19 protein-coding genes are annotated in these 22184 nt (G+C 40.8%); 11 read left to right on the top strand and 8 right to left on the bottom strand.

The features are described from left to right. Positions 1-78 precede the first annotated feature (78 nt). The gene (locus GBI66_RS08975) at positions 79-612 is read right to left on the bottom strand and encodes a DUF962 domain-containing protein (RefSeq protein ID WP_151715841.1); all 534 of its coding nucleotides are present in this window, start codon (positions 610-612) and stop codon (positions 79-81) included. 107 nt (positions 613-719) lie between these two features. On the opposite strand from GBI66_RS08975, the gene GBI66_RS08970 reads away from it, so the two are divergent. Together GBI66_RS08970 and GBI66_RS08965 are read left to right on the top strand one after the other, a co-directional pair. Then, positions 720-1424: a Crp/Fnr family transcriptional regulator gene (locus tag GBI66_RS08970; RefSeq protein ID WP_151715840.1), complete on the top strand. Its 705-nt coding sequence runs from the start codon at positions 720-722 to the stop codon at positions 1422-1424. Positions 1425-1627: 203 nt separating this feature from the next. Then, positions 1628-1945, top strand: coding sequence for a hypothetical protein (locus GBI66_RS08965; RefSeq protein WP_151715839.1), 318 nt, complete (start codon positions 1628-1630; stop codon positions 1943-1945). Between the two features lie 64 nt (positions 1946-2009). Here GBI66_RS08965 and GBI66_RS08960 read toward each other — a convergent pair whose 3' ends face one another. Next, positions 2010-2474, bottom strand: a complete 465-nt coding sequence (locus GBI66_RS08960; protein ID WP_151715838.1) for a hypothetical protein — start codon at positions 2472-2474, stop codon at positions 2010-2012. A gap of 187 nt (positions 2475-2661) precedes the next feature. Between GBI66_RS08960 and GBI66_RS08955 the strand changes: the two genes are divergently transcribed. From GBI66_RS08955 to dapC, 4 genes are all read left to right on the top strand, one after another. Next, positions 2662-3051 carry a tautomerase family protein gene (locus GBI66_RS08955; protein ID WP_151715837.1) on the top strand — a complete coding sequence of 130 codons (390 nt, stop codon included), beginning with the start codon at positions 2662-2664 and terminating at the stop codon, positions 3049-3051. A 120-nt stretch (positions 3052-3171) separates the two neighbouring features. Further along, complete coding sequence (gene purT, locus GBI66_RS08950) at positions 3172-4389, top strand: formate-dependent phosphoribosylglycinamide formyltransferase (RefSeq protein ID WP_171494290.1); 1218 nt, start codon at positions 3172-3174, stop codon at positions 4387-4389. A 70-nt stretch (positions 4390-4459) separates the two neighbouring features. Next, positions 4460-7123, top strand: a complete 2664-nt coding sequence (gene glnD / locus GBI66_RS08945; protein ID WP_151715835.1) for a [protein-PII] uridylyltransferase — start codon at positions 4460-4462, stop codon at positions 7121-7123. Between the two features lie 25 nt (positions 7124-7148). Further along, the gene (gene dapC, locus GBI66_RS08940) at positions 7149-8318 is read left to right on the top strand and encodes a succinyldiaminopimelate transaminase (RefSeq protein WP_151715834.1); all 1170 of its coding nucleotides are present in this window, start codon (positions 7149-7151) and stop codon (positions 8316-8318) included. Positions 8319-8393: 75 nt separating this feature from the next. On the opposite strand, the gene GBI66_RS08935 is transcribed toward dapC, so the two are convergent. Then, positions 8394-10424, bottom strand: a complete 2031-nt coding sequence (locus tag GBI66_RS08935; RefSeq protein WP_151715833.1) for a TonB-dependent siderophore receptor — start codon at positions 10422-10424, stop codon at positions 8394-8396. A gap of 190 nt (positions 10425-10614) precedes the next feature. After that, positions 10615-11232 (bottom strand): LysE family translocator, encoded by a 618-nt coding sequence (locus tag GBI66_RS08930; protein ID WP_032864510.1) that lies wholly within the window; start codon positions 11230-11232, stop codon positions 10615-10617. Between the two features lie 152 nt (positions 11233-11384). Here GBI66_RS08930 and GBI66_RS08925 point away from each other — a divergent pair, with 152 nt between their 5' ends. The 3 genes from GBI66_RS08925 to GBI66_RS08915 all read left to right on the top strand — a co-directional run bounded on the left by GBI66_RS08925 (position 11385) and on the right by GBI66_RS08915 (position 16277). Beyond that, on the top strand, positions 11385-11837 hold the full coding sequence (locus GBI66_RS08925; RefSeq protein WP_004807851.1) for an Lrp/AsnC family transcriptional regulator: 453 nt from the start codon (positions 11385-11387) through the stop codon (positions 11835-11837). Between the two features lie 95 nt (positions 11838-11932). After that, positions 11933-13123: an efflux RND transporter periplasmic adaptor subunit gene (locus tag GBI66_RS08920; protein ID WP_151715832.1), complete on the top strand. Its 1191-nt coding sequence runs from the start codon at positions 11933-11935 to the stop codon at positions 13121-13123. Position 13124: 1 nt separating this feature from the next. Continuing rightward, positions 13125-16277, top strand: a complete 3153-nt coding sequence (locus tag GBI66_RS08915; RefSeq protein WP_151715831.1) for an efflux RND transporter permease subunit — start codon at positions 13125-13127, stop codon at positions 16275-16277. 39 nt (positions 16278-16316) lie between these two features. Here the strand turns inward: GBI66_RS08915 and GBI66_RS08910 are convergent, their stop codons facing one another. The 4 genes from GBI66_RS08910 to msrB form a co-directional block, all read right to left on the bottom strand. Next, positions 16317-16940, bottom strand: coding sequence for a LysE family translocator (locus tag GBI66_RS08910; RefSeq protein WP_151715830.1), 624 nt, complete (start codon positions 16938-16940; stop codon positions 16317-16319). Between the two features lie 72 nt (positions 16941-17012). After that, a complete protein-coding gene (locus GBI66_RS08905) occupies positions 17013-17819 on the bottom strand; it encodes an AraC family transcriptional regulator (protein ID WP_151715829.1) in 807 nt (268 codons plus the stop codon). Between the two features lie 70 nt (positions 17820-17889). Beyond that, complete coding sequence (locus GBI66_RS08900) at positions 17890-18375, bottom strand: glutathione peroxidase (protein WP_005189470.1); 486 nt, start codon at positions 18373-18375, stop codon at positions 17890-17892. Beyond that, positions 18372-18791, bottom strand: coding sequence for a peptide-methionine (R)-S-oxide reductase MsrB (gene msrB, locus GBI66_RS08895; protein ID WP_005152257.1), 420 nt, complete (start codon positions 18789-18791; stop codon positions 18372-18374). Before msrB ends, GBI66_RS08900 begins: the two co-directional genes overlap by 4 nt. Before the next feature lie 240 nt (positions 18792-19031). Between msrB and GBI66_RS08890 the strand changes: the two genes are divergently transcribed. Then, positions 19032-20462: a pyridoxal phosphate-dependent aminotransferase gene (locus GBI66_RS08890; protein ID WP_151715828.1), complete on the top strand. Its 1431-nt coding sequence runs from the start codon at positions 19032-19034 to the stop codon at positions 20460-20462. A gap of 165 nt (positions 20463-20627) precedes the next feature. Further along, complete coding sequence (locus tag GBI66_RS08885) at positions 20628-22130, top strand: hypothetical protein (RefSeq protein WP_151715827.1); 1503 nt, start codon at positions 20628-20630, stop codon at positions 22128-22130. Positions 22131-22184 lie beyond the last annotated feature (54 nt).

The following is a 22184-nucleotide window of genomic DNA, read 5'->3' as shown; positions in this document are numbered from 1 at the left end:
TTTTTTAGAATCTTTCAATCTAATCAATGAAAAAGCCAAGCTTGATCAACTTAGCTTTGTATATGTGCGTTCATAGCATCAAGCGACTGTTTGCGGCTTCATATCCATTTCAGCGCGTTTCATTTGGGCTTCTTTTAAAATCCTTTGATGCAACGGCTTACGGAAACCTAGTAAGAAAACAAATTCAGCCAAAACAAATAAAGGCCCGATGGCCAAACCGATCAGATCATCAACAAAGGCTGGTTTTTTCTTTTCAAAATAATGGCCCACGAATTGGAATACCCAACCCACCACAAAGATACCGATACTCGCACCTAGCCAACTCCACATTGCTAAAGCCGCAATTTTCACAGCCAATGGATAAGCCAAGACAAATAAAATCAGCATCAAAATACCAAACAACTTATCCAGTGAAATATAATAAATCGTACTTAGGACAATAAGCAGCATGGCTAAAGTAATTGAAAAGCCAGAAATTTCTATACCAGCACGCGCTGTTAAACACAGAATAGAAAATACAATTAAAGGAATACCCACAAAATGAGTCACAACATTATTTCGATCTAAGTGATAAGCCGCATATTGACTAAGTAGACGTTCCAAATTTGTCATTGCTCATTCCTCATATAATTCGTTTATGCTATTAATCTATAAGAAATATTGCAGCGAAGTTGTCATGTAGCTGACAAATGGATTTATTTTTCACCCAGGAACCCGCCGTGCTAAATTCGATTTATATCCAACATTTGCAGCAAAACTCATGGTTTAGCCACCTAGCGGAGCCTTTTCAAAATTTTATTATTGAACATGGCAAGAAGCATATCATCGAGAAAAATGCAGCTGTTTTTAGTGCACAAGATCGATTTGATGGGGTTTATGGCGTATTGGAAGGCTCAATTAGCTTGGGTTATATCGACGTCAATGGCAATGAAGCGATTGCTGCAATTGCGGAACCGATCATGTGGTTTGGTGAAATTTCCCTCATCGACCAGCAACCCCGCTCACATGATGCGATTGCATTGAAGAAAAGCGTGGTTCTACAAATACCAGCACAACTACTGAAAGATTTCTTGCTGCAAAATCCGTATTACTGGTACTACTTTGCCCTGCTGACCAGTCAAAAACTACGTTATGTGTTCTTAGAGCAAATTGCGATTCAAACCCAAAGCATTACCCAGCGTCTGGCACAACGCTTATTGTTTATTTTAGAGGGTTATGGCAATCGTTCGTTTATTCAGGATTTTAGTATTCAAATCTCACAAGACCAATTGGCCAATATGTTGACGGTATCTAGACAGACTGTAAATCAAGAACTCAACCTGTTCGAAAAGCAAGGCGTCATTCAGCTTGGTTTCAAGAAAATCGAAGTCATTGATTTAGATCGGCTTAGAAAATTGGCAACAGTCGGTCACCTAAAAGCGTAAGTATACTATCTTGTATTTTAAATGGATAAGCACAGCATTTTTTGCAATATGCTTTTAAGCTTAAACATAAATTAAAAGATAAACTCTCACTATAAAATACTACTGATGCCCTAAAATATTTCACAAAATCAGTCTGCTTTCCTATCTTCAACACGCATACATTAAAGCTAAGCACTATCGCTTACCCGATGCAGATGACAATCATGAGAAAAATTGCAACGATTTTAACAGCAGGCTTATTTACCGTACTCAGCGCTAGCGCATTTGCCTGCCCGAAAGGAACTCAAATCCAAGGTGGTACAGGACCAAATCACAAAGGTGGCAAATGTGTTGCAACAAGTGTGGTAAAAACCAAGAAAGAAGCAACCAAAACAACAGATACTGCAAAGCATGACATGACGAAAATGAAAGATACTGCGAAACACGATGCAATGAAAGCTACAACAGATACGAAAAAAGCAGCCAGTAGCACTGCAACCAAAGCCAAACAGGAAGCAGCAAAAACGGCCAAAACCTCATAAGCGTTTGATGACTTTAACCATAAAAAAGCGAGATGTTTTATCTCGCTTTTTTATTTGTATAAGCTTACTTAGGTGAAGTATTACCTAGCGCGGGATTATCAATTGCATCCTTACATTGTGCTTTATCGCGCTCATAATCAGCCTGCTTCTGAGTCGATGCACTGGTATTGTCTTTTACATCACGTGCCCATGTATCCAAACTGGTCAATGCTTTACGACACAATGCATATTTGCCTTCCGTCACGGAATCAGTCATTTTGACATTGATACGCCAATCGGTACTGAGCTGACGCAATGGTTTTCTAACTTTTTCTTCAATCTCAGTCACTTGTTTATTATAAACAATCGGATCGATGTCATTAATCAACTTCCATGCTGTATTGGCATAGGTGGTGGCATCATTGTTAAGTTTCGGCGCAGGTTTGATCTCGACCTTTTCTTTTGGCTCATTATTTGAGTTTCCGCAAGCAGCCAATAAAAATGCACTACACAACAGGATTGCGGTTACACGAGAGTTTGGATTAGACATAGCAAATCGCCGATGAAACATTTGGACATTATGCTAGTCAATTTGGGAATAATTCTCAATGCTTGTTACTTATTTACCCAGCAGAATGCTTTTTATTCTAAGCAATTGATTTTATGCTTTTGTTCAGCATACTGTCAGACTTGTCCATCTATAAAAAATTAAAACTTCAACAAGGAAGAAATCAACAATGTCACAAATCAAGATTTATGCCTTACAAACCACTATTGAACAGTTTAGAAATCAACTTTCTCATGCCGTACATCAAGCGCTAATTGAAAGTTTGAACTATCCCATCGAAAAGAAATTTCAGCGTTTTATTGCACTAGCGGAAGAAGACTTTATCTATCCCAATGATCGGAGCCAGCATTATCTAATTATCGAAATTTCGATGTTTGAAGGCAGAAGCACTAAAGCCAAAAAACGTTTGATTCAAAATATTTTCACTTATATTCAGCAACAATGTGGGATTTCAACACAAGATATTGAAATTACAATTTTTGAAACACCGAAATGCAATTGGGGAATCCGTGGTCAACATGCAGATGAATTACAACTGAATTATCAGGTGGATGTGTAAGCAGCCAAATCGCAGATGAAGTGCAATTTTCTGTCTAACAAAAAGCAGGTTTTTTGTGTCAGATTAGCTTAATTCCGTAAAAAGTTCTGCTATGCTTAAACGCAAATTACTCAGGATAGGATTATTCGCATGAGCGTCACTCTTGGAACTCCACTTCAATCTTCTGCATTTAAGGTTTTACTGTTAGGTTCTGGAGAGCTAGGTAAAGAAGTTGTGATTTCTTTACAACGCTTAGGTGTCGAAGTTCATGCTGCAGATCGTTATGATCATGCACCTGCAATGCAAGTCGCACATTATACTTATACCCTGAATATGGCCGATCCAGCCGAATTAAAACAACTGATTGAAAAGATCAAACCCAATTTAATTGTTCCTGAAATTGAAGCCATTGCCACAGAAGTTTTGGTTGAAATTGAACAAAGCCAAACTGCAACGGTGATTCCATCTGCAAAAGCAGTGAACCTCACCATGAACCGTGAAGGCATTCGTCGTTTAGCTGCTGAAGAACTCGGCCTACCAACCTCTGCTTATCGCTTTGCCAATACCTTAGAAAGCTTCCGCGCTGCCTGTGATGACATTGGTTATCCAAACTTTGTAAAACCTGTGATGTCTTCTTCAGGTAAAGGTCAATCTCGTGTGAAGAGCTTTGATGAAGTGGATGCCGCTTGGGACTATGCAATGCAAGGTGGCCGTGTTAATCAAGGTACTGTGATTATTGAGTCGCAAATCGATTTTGATTTTGAAATTACCCTGCTTACCGTCCGTGCAAAAAATCCAGAAACAGGCGAAATCGAAACACATTTCTGTGATCCGATTGGACACCGCCAAGATGCGGGTGATTATGTCGAGAGTTGGCAGCCGCAACAGATGACGCCTGCTGCGCTGGAAGAAGCAAAACGCATTGCCAATAAAGTCACTGTTGCTTTAGGCGGTTGTGGTATCTTCGGTGTAGAGCTGTTTATTAAAGGTGATAAAGTTTGGTTTAGTGAAGTTTCACCTCGCCCTCATGATACAGGTCTAGTCACCTTAGCTTCACAATTCCAAAGTGAATTTGAATTACATGCACGTGCAATTCTCGGTCTACCTGTCAATACAACACGCCATAGTGTCGCTGCAAGTGCGGTGATTTATGCAGGTGTTGATGCTAAAAACTTGAGTTTCACTGGCTTGAATCTTGCTTTAGCAAATCCAAACACAGACTTACGTCTATTTGGCAAACCTGAGGGCTTTAAACGTCGCCGTATGGGAGTTGCAACTGCTCGCGCTGAAACGACTGATCTTGCACGTGAATTGGCACAGCAAGCCGCAGACCAAGTGAGTGTACAAACCAACGCTTAAGATGACCTTAGGTTATTATTATCACAATTTCCCCTCTTTTTAGAGGGGCTTTGATAGAAGATCCAGCTTTATGATCAAGACCTCTCCTTTGTTGAACTACGTCACCAGTCTTCATGATATTCAAGCCATTAACCAATGGCGTACGGATGTAGAAAAGCAATTACAGGAGAGCTATGAAAATGGTCAACCTATTCGTGAAGTGATTGGAGCGCGTTCAGACTCTATTGATGAGGCCCTGATCTTTCTTTGGAGTCATGCCGGTTTAGATCAAACTGAATTGGGCTTATTTGCAGTAGGCGGTTATGGTCGCCATGAAATGCTACCCTATTCAGATACCGATATCATGATTTTGTCTGAGGATGAAATCAGTGAAGAACAAGAAAAACTGATCTCGACCTTTATTTCTTCTTTATGGGATGTCGGTAATTTCAAACCGGGTATCAGCGTTCGTACCATTCAAAACTGTGTTGAACAAGCCATTAATGATTTAACTGTTGCGACTACATTGATTGAAGCTCGTCTCATTACAGGCAATCAGCAACTGGCAAAATGGCCACGCCGTATCGTTGCGCAAACATGGACGGATCAAACCTTCTATGATGCCAAAATGGTTGAACAAGCCAAACGTTATGCGCAACACAACAATACCGAAAGTAATCTAGAACCTGATATTAAAAATGCCCCAGGCGGTATTCGGGATATCAACCAGATTGGCTGGATTGCCAAACGTCACTTCCGTGTTAATCGTATTTATGACCTGGTGCATTTGGGCTTTATTACCGAATTTGAACTCGGCGTACTCGAAGAAGCGGAAAGCTTTTTATGGGAAATTCGAACCCACTTACACCGTTTAGCCAAACGCGATGAAAACCGTTTATTGTTTGAATATCAACGTGATATCGCAGCAAAATTTGGCTATGTGCGTGAAGAAGGTCAGCCTGTTAACTTTGCTGTTGAACAGTTTATGAAGCGCTACTATCGTACCGCGCAGCAAGTTTCAACGCTGAATGAAATGCTACTCGCCTATTTCAATGAGTCGGTGATTACCCCTCGTCTACCTGATTATGAACGCCACATTATTGATATTAATGAACGTTTTAAAATTGTCGATGGGAAATTGGCTGTTCAACATCATAAAGTATTTTCAGAAGAACCAATTGCCATCTTAGAGTTATTCTATCTGTTGGCAAATCGCCCTGAAATTACGGGGATTCGTGCCCGTACCTTGCGTCTGCTGGTGCTTGCTGCAAAACGGATTGATCAGCGTTTCCGCGACAATCCAGAACATCAAGCACTGTTTATGTCGATTATTCGCTCACCGCATTTATATGACACGATGGTAGCGATGAAGCGTTATGGCGTCTTGGGCAATTACATTCCTGCTTTTGGACAGATCACAGGTTTGATGCAATATGACCTGTTCCATATTTATACGGTCGATGCACATACCCTATTATTACTGCGTAATTTAAGTCGCTTTAAAGAACCTGAATTTGCTAAAGAATTCCCTGTGGTCAGCTCTGTGTTCCAACGTATTGCCCGTCATGACATTGTCTATATGGCTGCAATTTTCCATGATATTGCCAAAGGTCGTGGTGGTGATCATAGTGAGCTTGGGGCACTGGATGCGATTGAGTTCTGCCGTATCCATGGCTTTACCGAGCGTGAATGCAAACTGGTTGCATGGCTGATCAACAATCACTTATTGATGTCTCTTACTGCACAGAAAAAAGATATTTCTGACCCTGATGAAGTCAAAGACTTTGCTGAAAAAGTCGGTGATATGGAGCATCTCGATTATCTTTATACCCTGACGGTTGCCGACATTAACGCAACCAATCCGAAACTGTGGAATACATGGCGTGCGTCCTTGATGCGTCAGCTCTATACCTACGCACGTGATGTGATTCGTTCAGGCTTAGGTCGTCCAGTTGACTATCAAATGCTGATTGAAGATACCAAATTTGCTGCCAGTGAACTCTTGGTCAATGACTTCTCTCTCGCTGAAGTTGAGAAAGTCTGGCAAGAGCTGGGCGATGAATACTTCGTCAAAGAATCAGCCAATGAAATTGCTTGGCATACCCAGGCCATTCTGCAACACGGCGATAATCCAGAACCACTGGTTTTATTACGGGCGCATCGTAATGCTGCCGATGATGCGGTTCAGATCTTTATCTATACCCGTGATCAACCGAACTTGTTTGCCACTACGGTTGCAGTACTGGATCGTATGAATCTTGATGTTCAAGATGCCCGCATTATCACCGCCTCAACTTCATTCAGCTTAGATACTTATCTGGTCCTTGATCGTTTTGGTACCTTGCTGACTGATCCAGATCGCGAACGCAAAGTGAAAGCCGCATTGGTCGATGCTTTAAGCCATTCAGATCAATATCCGGGGATCATGCAACGCCGTATTCCACGTCATTTGCGTCATTTTGATGTGCAAAATACTGTCGATATTGTCCTAAACCCGACGCTACAGCAACACATGGTTGAAATCTCAACCCTCGACCATCCAGGTCTGTTGGCGCGTATTGGTGGTTTGTTCATGTTGCAAGGTTTGGATATCCATTCTGCAAGAATTGCCACACTGGGTGAACGTGCGGAAGATATTTTCTTCGTCACCAAGAAAAATGGTGTCTTGCTCACCGATGAAGAAGTGAAAACTTTTGCGGAAAGCTTAAAGTCCGCTTTAGATGAAGCATCGAATCAAATTTGTAATCCATCTTAAATTTTATTGTTTGGTAACTGTTTAAATGAACTCTAGCTTGTCGTTATTGCATCCCTATCCTTTTGAAAAGTTAAATCAACTTTTTAAAGATGTGCAACCTGCCAATTTACCGTTGATTCCTTTATCAATTGGTGAACCTAAACATCCTGCACCAGAGTTCGTTAAACAAGCGATTATTGATAATTTTGCTCATCTATCAACCTATCCGAACAGTAAAGGTCTGCCTGAGTTGCGCCAAAGTATTGCACAGTGGCTCAGCAATCGCTTCAAGTTGAATCATATTAGTGCAGAAGATCATATCCTGCCTGTTTCTGGTACACGTGAAGGCATTTTCTCTTTTGTACAAGCTTTGATTAAGCGTGAAGATGCGCCGTATGTGGTGATGCCAAATCCGTTTTATCAGATTTATGAAGGTGCAGCCCTACTTGCAGGTGCAAAACCTTATTTTATTAACTGTACTGAAGAAAATGGCTACTTAGGTGACTTTGATACTGTTCCTGCGGAAGTCTGGGAAAAAACAGCATTACTGTTTGTGTGCACACCAGGTAATCCGACAGGAACAGTCCTATCAAAAGAACAGTTTAAAAAGTTAATTGCCCTATCTGATCAATATGGTTTCGTGATTGCATCGGATGAGTGTTATTCGGAACTTTGGTTTGATCAAGCACCAATCGGTCTGTTAGAAGTTTGTGCCGAAATGGGACGTGATGATTATAAAAATTGTATCGTCTTCCATTCACTTTCTAAACGCTCAAACCTACCGGGCATGCGTTCTGGTTTTGTTGCAGGTGATGCGGCTTTATTGAAACCTTATTTGCAATACCGTACTTATCACGGTGCTGCAATGCCAGTACAGAATCAATTGGCATCTATTGCAGCGTGGAATGATGAAGCACATGTTGAAGAAAACCGTCAGCAGTATCGTGCCAAATTTGATTTATTCCAGTCTGAACTCGGTCATTTATTGCCTTTACAAAAACCAGATGCAGGTTTTTATTACTGGTTAAAAGTGGATAATGATGAAACTTTTGCCAAAATGCTGATGGAAAAAGCGCATATCAAGGTTTTACCGGGTCGCTATCTATCTCGTGATACAGAACAAGGCAATCCGGGTGAAGGTCATGTGCGCATGGCACTGGTTGCCGATTTGGCCCAGTGTGAAGAAGTGGTCAAACGATTGAAAGCGGTTTTATAATATTTTATTGTTTCAAATAAAAGAGGCTAAATCTGATTAGATTTAGCCTCTTTCTTGTTAAATGTGATATTTCAATTACCACTTATAGTTGACACGTAAATCAACTGAACGACCTGCACCGTAATAACAATAGAAAGAACAAGCACTCACATATTTTTTATCGCTTAAGTTCGTTGCATTGACTTGTACATCCAACTGCTTGTTTAACGGATAACTAGCCATCGCATCTATGAGCGTATAAGACTTCACTTTATAGTCTGGATAATATTGCTCATCATTAGTACTTCCCACATAACGCACACCTGCTCCTAAACGTAGTCCATTTAAGAAGGTTGCATCTGTGAATAAATAACTAAATTTTGCAGCAATTTGATCATTTGGAATTAATGGCGTACGAATGGTTTTTCCACCATCAAGATCCTGTTTAGAATCATTATGCGTATATGCAAGTTGAGTAGACAAATTATCCGTCAATTTTAAGTCAGCTTGAAGTTCAACCCCTTTATTAGTGCGCTTTCCTGCTTGTGATTGAACATTAGAAGCATCACTGACTAAAGCATTTTTCTCGTTTAGATCAAAATACGCTAGGGTAATCTGTCCATTCATCCAATCTGGTGCATATTTAACACCGACTTCATACTGCTCCCCCTCATAAGGCTTATAAAAACGCCCTTGCCCATCTTTACCAGTAGACGGTCTAAATGAAGTTGAATAATTCAAATAAGGTGAAATACCTAAAGGTGCATGATACATCACCCCAGCATTATAACTGGTGTGGTTCACATCATAAGCTTTGCTGTTATCAACAGTCGATTCAGCTTGATCATGGCGAACTCCGATATTCACATCTACAAGATCATTAATATTGGCTTGGTTAGCAAAATAGAAACCTAGTTGTTCAGTTTTAAGATTATATGGAGATCCTGTCACTGCAAAATCAGGCGTATGTACCGGATTAAACATATCGATTTGTGGAACTGAACCAAAACCATTGTTTACACCATCAATCTTATTATGTTGGTAATCCACACCAAGCATGACTTTATTTGAAACTGGGCCAAAATTAAAATCTTTGACGAGACGATTATCAACACTATAAGTATCAGATGTGCCATTGGTGTAAGAATACCCACGTTTTGCCAAACGATTATTATCAGAACCCCAAGCAAATGTACTTAGTTGATTTAAATCTAGACGTCCCCAACGGAAATTCTGACTGGCAACTAAACCATTTTCAAATTCATGAGAAAACTCATAACCAATCGAGGTTTGTTCAAGTTTTGAGTAGTCTCTTTCAGGCTCACCTAAATTAGTTTTAGGATTAATTTTACCATAAGGCGTATCTAGAACTGTTCCATACAATGGCAAGAAGCCAGATGTTGGCACACCATCTTTTTTCAGAAAACTGGTCAACAATGTGAAATGCGTTCGATCCGTAATATCCCATGCAAAGCTTGGTGCAACATAATAATGATCCATCTCTGAACCTTTTTGCTGACCATCTGCCTGACGGAACAAGCCGACTAAACGATAACGAACATCATCGGTTATTACACCACTATAATCAGTACCAATCTCACGTTTATCTAGGCTACCAACCGAATAAGTCACTTCACCTTGTGGAACTAATTTAGGGCGCTTAGATACTAAATTTACATTACCACCTGGCTCCGATGCACCATAGTTAAATGAACTCGCACCTTTAACAATTTCCAAACGCTCCAAGCCATAAATTTCAGGCTCCCAAACAAAGAATCCATTCGGTGCTAAAGCTGTCCCATCAAGCGTCTGACTAGCATCAAAACCACGAATCTTAAACCATTGAGATTTATTATCTTTACCATAAGGTTGCGCTAATATCCCTGCTTCATAAAATAAGGCATTATCTAATTTATCCGCCCCACTGTCTTTAAGCTGTTGCTCACCAATAATCCTTGTAGATAAAGGTTGTTTAAGTAATTCTCCGCCATCTTTAGCCGCAGAACCAACAATAACAATTGTTGGTAAAGTCTGTGTTTCTGCTTGTGAATCTTCTGCAAAAACAGCTGTTGTTCCCATTGAAGCACATGCCATCATCAGCACTAATGGTTTAAGTTGTCTACCCATAATCTTTATCAGCCGACTTTAAAAAACCGCATAATAAATGAGAATTGATACGTTTTACACTATTTTTTACCTATATGTGCCACTGTACAATTTTATGATTTTTAAAACCCGAACCCTATTAAAATTAACATCCTGAATTCAATAATGATAAATTTAAAGCTTTATAAATAGGTGGAATGGAACATTCATTTTAAATTTGCCCAATAAATAGGATTGCTGCGATGAGCATCATCAGTCCGCCCGAAATACGACTGACTACTTTTACTGCACGTGGTCTGCTTCTAAGCAATTTCTTGGCTGCTATACCAACAAACATATACACCACTGCACAACTGATTAAGTGAATAAGCCCCAACAGAATAATTTGTGCAGTTGGCGAAAATGCCATTTGAGGATGAATAAACGGTGGCAATAAGGCAAAAAATAACAACAATACTTTTGGGTTTAAGCCACTAATCCCCACGCCTTTAATCAACCATGAACCCGCTGAATCAAGCGTTTGCGTTATATCGGTCTCATTTGAAATGGTCGCTGGATGTATAAATAGATTGACGCCCATCCATAACAAATAGCAAGCCCCGATGACAGTCATTGCAGTGAGTAAAATCGGATAGTGTTGCACCAAAGCGCCCACACCAGCTGCAACACATAAGATCGCGATGAGATGCCCAAACACTAAACCAGTGACGGCATTTAGGATAAATTTACCTTTGATGCCTGCAAGAATGACATAAGCCCAGTCCGCACCAGGCGTTATTACGAATAAGATCGAAACGCACCAAAAAGCAAAAATGACACTGAGTTCCATAAGCAAAGCCCTTCCCACATCGACAATACGACCTTTGATCGTTTTCTTTTTCACCATTTGGTGAAGATTGTTGAGAAAGGATATGCTTTAATGGTGAAAATGTTATTCCAAATACTTCTATATCTTCAAAGCCCCAAGGGAGATTCTTCTAAATGGATCGCATTGATAAGAAAATTATTGCTGAACTACAAGCAAATGGGCGATTATCTATCACAGAACTGGCGGAAAGAATTGGTTTGAGTCTGTCGCCTTGCCATCGTCGTGTTAAAGCATTAGAAGAAAGTGGTGTGATCAAAGGCTATCACGCTGACCTAGAAGCCTCAAAAATTGGCCTTAATTTTTCGGCGATCATCTTTGTCACTTTAAAAGATGGAGATAAAAAAGCACTTTCTAGCTTTGAAGAAAAAGTCATTGAAATTGCCAATGTAATTCAGGCACAACGATTATTTGGAAATCCAGATTATCTACTACACGTCGTTGCTAAAGACTTGGCCAGTTTTCAGAAACTCTATGACGACAGCCTGTCTGCCTTGCCCAATGTTCAACGTCTAACCTCAACCATTGTCATGAAAAATGTAGTGTCCAACCGACTCTTACCTTTATAAAAAAGCATTATCATTTTAGACCGACCTAAAATGTATCAATGTGAATAAACTCACACTATACTTATTAGCCATCAAAACATGATGACTATGGAAAGATGACTTCTCAAACTCCCAAGAAAATAAAGAAAAAGGGTTGGCTCATTTTAGCAATTGCGGTTGTACTTTTAATTATTGCAGTTGTAATTTGGCAGACTGGAACTGCTAAAAAATCAGTGAATCCTGAAAAAGCTAAAAATGCAGATACCACCGAACAAAAAGCCGCTTTAACCGTCACAATTGTTCAGCCCCAACAACAAAATTGGGAGCAAACCTTTACTGCCAATGGCAACATTGCGGCATGGCAAGAAGTGGTGATTGGTAGCGAACTCTCAGGCCAGCGTCTGACTCGGGTGAATGTCAATGTCGGTGATGAAGTTCGTCGTGGTCAGGTCTTAGCTGAAATTAATAGCGAAACTATCCGTGCCGATTTGGCAGCAGCCAAAGCCAGTTATGCAGAAGCTCAAGCAGTATTGGCAGATGCGATTACCAACAATAAACGTATCCAGCAACTGAAAAATACAGGCGCAATTTCAGCGCAAGAGTCTACTCAGTATCAAACCTCTCAAGCAACAGCTCAAGCGCGTCTAGATGCAGCCAAAGCACAAATTGAAAGTAATCAATTACGCTTAGCACAGACTCAAGTGGTTTCACCTGACAATGGCGTCATTTCAGCCCGTACAGCAACGGTCGGATCTCTTGCACAAACAGGCCAAGAGCTGTTCCGCCTGATTCGTGATCATCGTTTAGAATGGCGTGCCGAAGTGACCACATCGGATTTATACAAGCTTAAACAAGGCATGACCGCACATATTGTTTCACCTGACCCAGCCCAACCTGCTGTAACAGGTAAAGTCAGAATGATTGCACCTGTGATTGATCCACAAACTCGTTATGGCTTGGTCTATGTGGACATTCCAACTACTCAGGCTGTGCGTATGGGCATGTTTGTTAAAGGTGAATTTGATTTAGGTCAAAAGCTCGCATTGACGGTTCCTCAAACAGCCCTACTGTTGCGTGATGGTTTTTCCTATGTCTTTATTGTCAATGACAAGAATCGTGTCACCCAACAGAAAGTCACTGTTGGTCGCCGTTTGGGAGATCGCGTCGAACTCTTGAATTTACCCGCAAATGTAAAAGTAGTTTCTTCGGGTACAGGTTTCTTGGCAGATGGGGATCTGGTGAGTATCGCCAAAGATATTCCAGAGACACCACTTAGCAAACAACTTGTGACCACACAGGAGAAATGATATGAATTTCTCCGCTTGGTCAATCCGAAACCCAATTCCCGGCATTCTGTTATTTATTATGCTGGGTTTGGCAGGATTGCTCTGTTTTAAATGGATGAAGATCCAGCAGTTCCCTGACATTGAACTACCCATGGTCACTGTCACAGCGGCATTACCCGGGGCTGCACCACCTCAGCTTGAAACCGAAGTCGCACGGAAGATTGAAAACTCGATTGCAACTCTGCAAGGTTTAAGGAATCAGTACACCAACATTCAAGATGGTGTGGTCACTGTCACAGCAGAGTTTCAACTAGAAAAACCCCTACAAGAAGCTGTGGATGATGTGCGCAATGCGGTGTCACAAGTTCGTTCTGATCTACCTGCCGATCTACGAGATCCGATTGTCAGTAAGATCAATCTTTCAGGTTCTCCAATCCTGACCTACACCATTCAATCGCCAAAGATGGATGAAGAAGCACTGTCATGGTTTGTAGACTATGATATCGCCCGCGCGATGTTACAGGTTAAAGGCGTTGGTGCTGTCGCTCGTGTTGGTGGTGTCACGCGTCAAGTTGAAGTCGAGCTCGATCCTGAAAAACTATTGGCGCTGAATGCAACTGCAACCGACATTACTCGTCAACTACGTTTGATTCAGCAAGATGCCTCTGGTGGCCAAACCAAAATCGGGGGTAGTGAACAATCCATCCGCACCATTGCGACAGTAAAAACAGCTGATGAAATTGGTGCAATGGATATTGCACTTAATGATGGTCGACATATTCGTTTGGATCAGGTTGCAACTGTTCGTGATGGAATGGCTGAACGACGTTCCGCTGCGTTACTGAATGGCCAACCTGTAATTGGCTTTGAAATTACGCGAAGCAAGGGTGCCAGTGAGGTCGATGTTGAAAAAGGTGTCGTCGTCGCATTAGATAAACTCAAAGCGGGACATCCCGATATTAAAATCAACGAAGCCTTTAACTTTGTAAAGCCTGTCGAAGACAACTATGAAGGCTCAATGTCACTGCTGTATGAAGGTGCAATATTAGCGATCTTGGTGGTGTGGCTATTTTTACGTGACTGGCGTGCCACCATCATTGCTGCAACTGCCCTGCCATTATCGATTTTACCTGCCTTAATTGGCATGTATTTCTTTGGTTTCACTCTCAATACAGTGACGCTTTTAGCCATGTCATTGGTGGTGGGTATTCTGGTCGATGACGCCATCGTTGAAATTGAAAATATCATACGGCATTTACGCATGGGGAAAACACCCTATGAGGCGGCCATGGAAGCAGCCGATGAAATTGGTCTGGCCGTAATTGCCACCACCTTCACATTGATTGCCGTATTCCTACCCACTGCGTTTATGAGTGGTATCGCAGGTAAGTTTTTCGTTCAGTTTGGTTGGACGGCGGCTCTTGCGATCTTTGCCTCACTGCTTGTTGCGCGTTTACTCACCCCAATGATGTCTGCCTATATTTTGAAACCATGGGTCGGTAAGGTTGAACAACAGGATGAATCAGCAACAGTACAAACTGCCACTGATCAAGGCACAAGCAGTCTAGCCAAAGACCGTGCTAAAGATGGCAAAGTTATGCGTGGCTACATGCTTTTGGTGACGTGGTGTCTGAATCATCGCTGGATCACTTTAGCTGGTGCGATTGCCTTTTTTATCTGCTCAGTCATGCTGATTCCATTATTACCTACAGGCTTCGTTCCCCCACCCGATACAGGACAAACCCAAGTTCGTTTGGAACTCACCCCGGGTTCACAGTTTGCAGATACGCTTAAGACTGCCGAATATGCACGTACGCTGATTAAAGATCATCCTGAAATTAAAAGCATCTATACCACGATTGGTGGCGGTGCTGCTGGAACAGATCCTTTTGCTGGTGGTGCATCAAGCGAACCGCGCAAAGCAACACTCACGATTCAAACCACTGAACGTTCTGATCGTAGTGCCAGCTTGCAAGACATTGAAGATCAACTACGCCAACGTCTCGCCCCACTTCCGGGTGCACGCATTCAAGTTGGTTTAGCGGGTAACAACAGTCAATACCAACTAGCTTTATCAGGTGATGATCCAGAAGCATTGATGGCAACGGCACGTAGCCTAGAACGCGAATTACGTACCATTCCGAATGTAGGTAGTATCACCTCGAGTGCAGCCTTGATTCGTCCTGAGTTAGTGATTCGCCCTGATTTTGCCAAAGCGGCTGATTTAGGTGTGACCACTTACGATATTGCTGAGACTTTACGAATCGCGACTGCGGGTGATTTTGACCAGAACTTGGCAAAACTCAATCTGTCGCAACGGCAAGTGCCTGTTGTAATTAAACTTCCACTGGCTGCCCGTCAAGATCAAGAGCTCATGAAACGCTTGATGGTGAAAGGTAGTCGAGGTCCTGTGATGCTCGGTACCATTGCAGACGTCAATATCGAAAGTGGTCCATCACAAATTGACCGTTTCAACCGTTTACGTAACATTAACTTCAATATTGAATTGAATAATCAACCGTTGGGAGATATTGCTGCCAAAGTTGATCAACTACCGACGATGAAGAATTTACCACCTACGGTGAAGCGTACCAATATTGGTGATGCTGAAGTGATGCAGGAACTGTTCTCTAGTTTTGGTCTAGCAATGCTCACAGGTGTACTGTGTATCTATGTTGTTTTGGTATTGTTATTTAAAGATTTTTTACAGCCAATTACCATTCTGGTGGCCTTACCTTTATCCCTCGGTGGTGCATTCGTGATGCTGCTGTTAGCAAAAAGTAGTTTCTCGATGCCAAGTTTGATTGGTCTGATTATGCTGATGGGGATTGCCAGTAAGAACTCGATTCTACTGGTCGATTACGCGATTATCGCAAGGAATGAAAAGCATTATTCGCGATTCAATGCCCTACTCGATGCCTGCCATAAACGGGCACGTCCAATCATCATGACTACGCTGGCCATGGGTGCGGGAATGTTACCAATTGCACTCGGGATTGGTACTGATCCGAGTTTCCGTGCACCAATGGCAATCTCGGTCATTGGTGGCTTGATTACAAGTACCTTCTTATCCTTATTGGTCATTCCTGTGGTGTACACCTTTATCGATGATATTAATCGCAAGATCCATAGCTTTAGGAAGTCACCACATCAACCTATTGAACCCACTCAATAAGCTTGCATAAAAAAGACGGTCATTTGACCGTCTTTTTATTTAATACATGATCAGTACCAGCATAAATAACAAAAAACTGAGTCCTGCTAAATAATATAAATGGTGCAGATGCCGATTTAACCACGACAGGTAAATACTTGAACCGATCAATTGAACAATAGTGAGATTCCAGAGCAACACTAACCCCACCATCCAAAAACACAGCAAAGTATTTTGAACAAAATTATATTGCGGATAAATCAAAATCACCAATACGCTATAGAACATCAAATTCTTCGGGTTCAACAAACTGGAAAGTAATCCCGAGAGAAACGCTTTGGGGTAAGCATTCTTGTTCGGTTGATGAACACGTTTCTCAGCAAGTTCATTGACCCGCTGTGCTGATTGAGCCAAACGGAAACATTGAATCGCCAAATATGCAAAATAAACAACACCCAACCACTTCATGAGGATGAATAATTCGGTATTTACCTGACCAATGATAAATAGACTCAAATAAATGCTGATCAGTATGATGGCATTCCCCAGTGCAATGCCTGCACAGGTGAATCTAGCAGCCTTTTTCTGGTTCTCTAACAAAGTTTTTAAAATTAAAAAGAAATCTGCACCTGGTGTCAGTAATGCAATAAAGTGCGTAATGGCAATGGTTAGAAAAAGCTCCATAGATGCTCTCCAAGTGAATCGGAGTCAGCTTAGAAAAGTACGGTGCTTTGTTCTTGTATAAAATTGCGTGGGCTAAGATTTCTTATAATATTGCTTGGGCGTTATGCCTGTATGTTGCTTAAAAACGCGATGAAAATGACTTTGATCGCTAAAATCGAGTTCGTATGCCAATCGTGCTAAATCACCATCAGGTTCTCTTAAACGCTGCCGAGCTTGGTTGACCTTATAGTTCAACTGATAAGCATGTGGGGTTAATCCAAAGTAATGTTTAAATAATCGTATTAACGCATAACGACTCATATTCATCTTTTCGGAAAGCTCGTACAAAGACAGATTCTCAATATTGCCTTCAAGGCATTCCAATAAGTCGGGAAGATGCTTCTGAAAATAATGAGAAGAATGGATCTTTTCCCAATGGAAGCTCGGTATTAGAATCTCTGTTAAGGTTTGAATTAAACACTGTTCTTTTTCGAATACTGAAATCTGCTCGTTAAATAGTAGCCGATTCAAAGCTGTAAATGCGTCGTAAGCTTTTACATCATCAACAATAGTTGGTCTTAATTGAGGGAGGTATATTGTTTGTCTGTCAGTTTCTAAAGCCATATCTTGGTGCAGTTCTTCAATCAAGGCCGTTAACCAAGCAGCATCCAAATGCATCATCTGGTAACTCCATGCCTGATCAGGTAAAGGATTACAAGAATGTTCTACATGCGATGGAATAACCACCAAACTCCCTGCTTGAATGACTTGCTCTTGTGCAAAAGTACTTGAAAAGCGGCTCTGCCCAATATCAACAGCACCGATTGAAAAAGTAGGATGACTGTGAGATTTATAGCAGATTCGACTTTGACATGCCTTACGTGTTTCAACATAAGGCATATCTGGATCACTCCAAAATTCAACTGTTGAGTCCAAAATAATTTAAACCTCAACCTATGCTTATCATTCTTTATTTTGCCAAAGCTTTTTCAATATCAGCTTCCAAAGCCTCTGGCTTAGTCGTTGGCGCATAACGCTCCAAAACTTCTCCATTACGCCCCACCAAGAACTTAGTAAAGTTCCATTTGATGTTACGACTACCTAGAAGCCCTTTTGCTTCACGAGTTAAATAACGGAAAATCACATGTGCTTCTGGCCCTTTGACATCCACCTTGGCAAACATAGGAAAACTGACCCCATAATTGCGCTGACAAAAAGTACCAATCTCTTTATTCGTACCTGGATCTTGTCCTCCAAACTGATTACATGGAAAACCTAAAACTTCTAATCCTTGAGCATTATATTTTTCATAAAGTTTCTCAAGTCCTGCAAATTGTGGAGTAAAGCCACACTTACTTGCAGTATTTACAATCAGCATGACCTTGCCTTTATAATCAGCGAGCGCTTTTGTTTCTCCCTCTAACAATTCAGCTTCAAACTGATAAATGTTACTCATGGATAAGTTTCCTCGTCATTCTTTTCTTCTGTTTTAAGTTGTAATGATGCCGAATTCACGCAGTAACGCAGTCCTGTCGGCTGTGGACCATCCTCAAACACATGGCCCAAATGTGCATCGCAATCATGGCAGACTATTTCCGTTCTGACCATACCATGCGACAAATCTTCATGTTCTTCTATAGCCACACCATCAATCGGCCTAAAAAAACTTGGCCAACCACAGCCACTATCATATTTCGTTTCAGAAGAAAATAATTCCGCACCGCAACAACGACAAACATACGTGCCATGCTGCTTATTGTTCCAATATTGTCCTGTAAATGCGGGTTCTGTGCCCTTTTGACGAGTTATGCGGTATTCTTCAGGTGATAATTCTCTTTGCCATTCCCGGTCTGTTTTATTCACTTTTCCCATAACCTGCACCTTTTATTCTGATGTTAGAACTATCTTAATGATCAGGTTTTATATTTACGCCATTCGAAAAAAAAACTCTAGTCTCAGATCGTACAATTTAGTGAAAATTAAGCATTTAAACCCAAAATAGCAAAAAGAAAGCAAAATAAATTTATGTGGTAAGCAAATTTTAACAATATTGTCTTTTGCGTAAGCAAATATGGTGTTATTCTAATTTCGCACGGTTGTATAGGACAAAAAATGTCTCAGAAAAAAAGTGTGGTTTTCCAAAACTTATTACCAACCATCAGACAATATCAACAATCAGGTTTCACCCATGAAAAAATTGTTGAATTGCTGAGAGATCAACACGATCTAAATTTGGTAAGTGTTAAAACCTTTAAAAGTTATTTATACCGATATGCAAAAGTGAATCCAGCTATGTCAAAAAATACTGTTGTTCCCCAGTCTACCCAATCAAGCCGAGAAATTAAAAAATCATCTAAGCTTGAGCATGTTTGTTATGACATTCGTGGACCAGTATTACGCGCCGCCAACGAAATGGAGGAGCAAGGACATAAGATCATCAAACTGAATATCGGCAACCCTGCACCTTTTGGTTTTGAAGCACCACAAGAAATTATTAATGACGTTGCTTTAAACCTTCCAAATGCAATTGGTTATACTGATTCGAAAGGGATTTTCCCTGCGCGTAAAGCCATTTGCCAGTACTACCAGCAAAAAGGCATTTTTGATATGCATGTCAATGATGTGTATGTCGGTAATGGTGTTTCTGAACTGATCGTGATGGCGATGCAAGGCCTACTTGATGACGGCGATGAAATGCTAGTGCCTATGCCTGACTATCCATTATGGACAGCAGCAGTGAATCTTTCGGGTGGTACGGCAGTTCACTATAAGTGTGATTCTGAAAACTACTGGTATCCTGACATTGCAGATATGGAAAGTAAAATCACACCGAATACACGCGGTATTGTGATTATCAATCCAAACAATCCGACAGGTTCTGTGTATCCTCGTCATGTATTAGAGCAAATCGTTGCGCTAGCGAAAAAGCATGATCTGATTTTATTTGCCGATGAAATCTACGACAAAATCGTTTATGACGGCATTGAGCATGTCGCTGTTGCGGCTTTGGCTGGTGATCAACTGTGTATTTCATTCAATGGCTTGTCGAAAGCGTATCGTATCGCAGGTTATCGTGCAGGATGGATGGCAATCACAGGTAATAAAGCGCGCGCTGCAGACTATATTGAAGGCTTAGATATGCTGGCTTCAATGCGGTTATGCGCCAATCATCAAGCGCAATATGCCATTCAAACTGCTTTAGGTGGCTACCAGTCAATTAATGATCTAATTCGACCAGGTGGTCGCTTATACGAACAGCGCAATATCGCTTGGGAAATGCTGAATGAAATCCCTGGGGTAAGTTGTGTTAAACCAGATGGCGCAATGTACTGTTTCCCTAAACTTGATCCGACAGTTTATCCAATTGAAGATGATGAAAAGTTGATGCTGGACTTATTAAGAGCTGAAAAAGTTCTCTTGGTTCAAGGCACAGGCTTTAACTGGCCAACACCTGATCATTTCCGTGTGGTGTTCTTGCCTGCTGAAAATGAACTGCGTGAAGCGATCAATCGCTTGAGTCGCTTCTTAGCCAAGATGCGTTAAAATCGAACAATAAAGAGGAGGCAAATGACCTCCTCTTTTATTTTCTAAATCCAGTAAAAACCATTTATCAGAAATACAAGATATATTAAAAATATTCCATTAAGATCAATAATATAATTTTCAAATTATATACTCTAAAAATAAAAATGACAAAAAGGAACCATCATGAAAAAAATAAAGTTAGCAACTCAAGCTATTTTACTTATCAGTACTGCAATTGGTCTGATAAGTTGCACCACCAAACCAACTATACTCCACCAAGGGGAGTCCCTATTACAAACAGGAAGCAAACGATCATCGATCTTATTTCACTCTAGCCTCTATTATCCAAATGAAATTGCGTTAAATACGGATGGATTTATTATTGGTGTTGAAAAAAGTCCATTAAATGCTGTCGTTCAGGATAAAAAAGATATCCGTATTGCCAACATTAACTTTGGCAGAAAATTTTATGGCGCTCAGAAAACCGTAGCAGACGAAATTATTGACCATAAAATTCTATATATATCTCACATACTCGAAAATTTTGGTCAAACACACGGGCAAAAAAACTGCGCCCTTTACGATGTCTATCGAAATATAAATAAGAATAACGCAGATCATCTTCAAACTAACGCCTGCTTGCCATCTCAGCAAAACATTAAAGATCCTAAACAATCGTATTTAGCCAGTTGGGAGGCTTTAGACATTTTATCTGCTGCACTTAAAGATAAAATTGCCCACAACGACTACACGCATATTGTTGTGATCACGATGGGCTGGAATACCACTCAAGAAGAAGCTATGAGGAATTTCAACGCTATCCTCAACAATATTTATAAGGCATCAGGTGTTCCCAATGCTGACGGAAGTGTCAGTAATGCGAAATTCAAACCGTTGGTAATCGGTGTGACTTGGCCTAGCCAATTTGAAAGTCAAGTTTTAAATTCAACGGTCGGTAAAGCGACATCATTTGTGACTAAGCGAGGTGATGCAGATGAATTAGGTCTAACCTGGCTTGGCGTTTTATTAAATAAAACTATTCCAGCCGCTAACAATCGAAAACTTCCTGTTGTTGCAATTGGACATAGTTTTGGGGCACGTGCTGAGACCACAGCAACCTGTTTCGGACCTGCTATATATCAAAAATCTGAGAATGAACTCCAGAACAGTGAAATATTACGCTCAGGAAGTAAGGGTACAGAAACCATCAGAAAACCTGTCCAATATTTAGTGGCACTACAAGGTGCCTTTTCAGAAAAAAGAATCCTAGATAAAGACGGAGCAATTAATGGTGTTAACTTTAATGGTTGTGCTGGTGCAGAAAAAATTCTAATGACGGCAACTATACATGATACAGCCGTGACCAGTGCAATTTGGGGAAGTTATGCGGGAGCAAAGAATAAAGCTTTAATCACCAATAGCCCTCGAGGTATTCTCAAATATTGTAATGAACAAAGTAAAAAACTAATTAACACGCCTAATTTACAATGTGCCAAATCCTCAGCAGAAGGAAACTTAAAGCCAGCTCTTAATAGGGAGACCAAAGTCACCTACGTTGATGCAGATGAGCTGATTAATAAAAATTCTTACTTATCTGGAGGCGGTGCTCATAGCGACATATATCGCTATGCACATGGGAGACTCATATGGAATTTTATTAATGATCCCAAAAACCTTAATAACTAATTGAATATTAAAAAAGACATTTCACTTTTAACAGTGAAATGTCTTAACAAGGTT

This window comes from Acinetobacter sp. TUM15071 (genome assembly GCF_008980925.1).
GTDB lineage: Bacteria > Pseudomonadota > Gammaproteobacteria > Pseudomonadales > Moraxellaceae > Acinetobacter > Acinetobacter dispersus.
Note: the sequence above shows the minus strand (reverse complement) of the source record. Positions and strands in the feature narration are given on the sequence as shown.